Consider the following 2,034-nt stretch of genomic DNA (forward strand, 5'->3'; position numbering starts at 1 on the left):
GTGTCGATCTCGCGTGGGACCTGCAGATCGATAATTCTGACCCGATGCCGGAGTCAGAAATTCTGGAACAATTTCGGAGCCGATTCAAAGTTTAACCTTGGTCCTTCATCGGGACCGATATGACTTTCGCCGGCACGCTCCCCCCGACCAGGTCAGCCCAGTCGAGCTCGAGATGCACTACTCAAACCAGAGCGAGGCCTCTTCCAAAGCCGCATAACCCCGTGTCCACCAACCGGGGGCAAGGCCATTCTCGTGTTGCTTTCGAGTTACGCAGCTGTTGTCCGCTGTCCAAGACCCGAACCGAATGCCTCGCTTCCCTTGCTGGCGCAAGCCTCGCCCTTGCGGCGGCGGTGCGAAAGTGGGCCGGCCCGCCAGCCGTACGCTCGGTACCGCGCTTGTATCGCGAAAGACGATCGGTCTGCGGGGCGGGCTGTCGCGCGATCAGGGGTCTCGGCGTTGCGCGAGCAGGGCGTGCTCGAAATCGTTGACAGACCCGCCAAGCTGGGTGAGTTGGTCGGCGGTCAGCGCGACAGATGTTGATCCGTCGGAGTGGTGAGCGACGACGACTGGCAGCGCGACATTTCGCATGGCCGCCGAGAGACGTTCGTCGAGTTCGTTACGGTGGAGCACGACGAGGGGAACACCAATCCTGGCCACCATACGGTCCCACTCCGGCTTCCGGCGAACGGGTGAATGGGTGATGTCGCAGAGAGAACACTCAACCGAGCCGAAGAGGTGACCAAGTAGGTAGCGGATCTCGCCCGCCAGACCACCGTCGGCGTTGTAGATCCCTGAGTACCCGGTGATCGGGGCATCGTCCGACGCTTCGCTAGAGTCCTTGCCTCGCACAGTGCCGAGCGTACGCGGCGACAGCTTGACACGGGCTGAACCTCAACCCCCAAACCGGCCCCCAGCGCGACGAATTTGCCAGCTCTCCGCGCGATTGCCAAGCTTGCCGGTGGTGTGTCACAAGGGAACCCCCTACGGGACGGCGAATCGGTCGTCAACGATTAGTACTCAGTAACGGGCCGAGTGCGGAGACAAGGCGATCTGCCTGAGAGCGGGCCAGTTCCGCATTGCCGTGGTCCTCGAATTCACCAATTTCAACGCCAATTACAGGGTTGTGGGCGAGGCGTGTGGCGACTGCGGTCAGGTCATCGAGCGTGAGACCGTGAGGCACGGTGTAGTCGGTTGGCATGATTCCGGGGTCGAGTACGTCGCAGTCGAGGTGGAAGTAGATCGGGCGGTCTGAGACGAGTTGATCGAGTTTCGTGAGCATATCGGGTCCGCTCGCGAGGGCGATCGTGCCATTGTCGACGTGGGACTGCTCCGCTGGATCCAGATCGCGCGTTCCTCCGAGGACCACGTTTCGGGGGTCGAGGCCGGCTCCGAGTCCAGAATCCCACCAGCCAAGGGACGCACTTAGTGCCAGCCCTCCAAGGTAGCCAGTTGTGGTGTTCTCCGGAGTGTTGAGATCGGCATGAGCATCGAACCACACCACAATGGCGTCTGGGTGCTGTGCGGCAACATTGGGGAGAGTGGCGATGGCTGCGGCGCACCGCGGCCAGGCGAAGATCGGACTGCCGCCCAAACCTAAAGCGGCACTGTGAGCTGCTTGAATGGACTGGAGCCCCGGAAGTGCCGCGTCCAACTCGACGTCCCAATTCCCGTTGAGAGCAGGTTCGGGATGCCCGATGACAGTCGGCTCAATCCCTAGCCGCCGGCCGAGGGCAGCTCCCACGATGGCAGCACCCTTCATCCCTCGGTCATTGTGATCGCCGATGCGCCCGGTATAAACGAGGACACTACTGCTCATGTTTGACCCATTCCATTCGAGCACGCTCAGATGCGGACGTGTTCCCGACGCTACCGCATGCGATGTGCACGCGAATTGTTCACGGTTCCTACACTGAAGTCATGTCTACTTCCAGTGGTGATGTGCGTGTTTGTTTCGTCGGTGATTCCTTCGTCGCCGGTCTCGGCGACTCCACCGGTCTCGGGTGGGTTGGTCGAATCGCTAATGAGTCCCACCGA

2 protein-coding genes are annotated in these 2,034 nt (G+C 61.3%); both read right to left on the minus strand.

Translation table 11 applies throughout. The features are described from left to right. Nucleotides 1-441: 441 nt before the first annotated feature. Nucleotides 442-849, minus strand: coding sequence for a hypothetical protein (locus tag JF66_RS17080; RefSeq protein ID WP_035879895.1), 408 nt, complete (start codon nucleotides 847-849; stop codon nucleotides 442-444). A gap of 154 nt (nucleotides 850-1,003) precedes the next feature. Next, nucleotides 1,004-1,816: an arginase family protein gene (locus tag JF66_RS17085; protein WP_051973692.1), complete on the minus strand. Its 813-nt coding sequence runs from the start codon at nucleotides 1,814-1,816 to the stop codon at nucleotides 1,004-1,006. Nucleotides 1,817-2,034 lie beyond the last annotated feature (218 nt).

It is taken from the genome of Cryobacterium sp. MLB-32 (assembly GCF_000738085.1).
Classification (GTDB): Bacteria; Actinomycetota; Actinomycetes; order Actinomycetales; family Microbacteriaceae; genus Cryobacterium.

What these genes read in the sequence shown, in the direction of transcription:
- JF66_RS17085 (WP_051973692.1), bottom strand. Translation starts at nt 1,816, where the DNA reads ATGAGCAGTAGTGTCCTCGTTTATACCGGGCGCATCGGCGATCACAAT.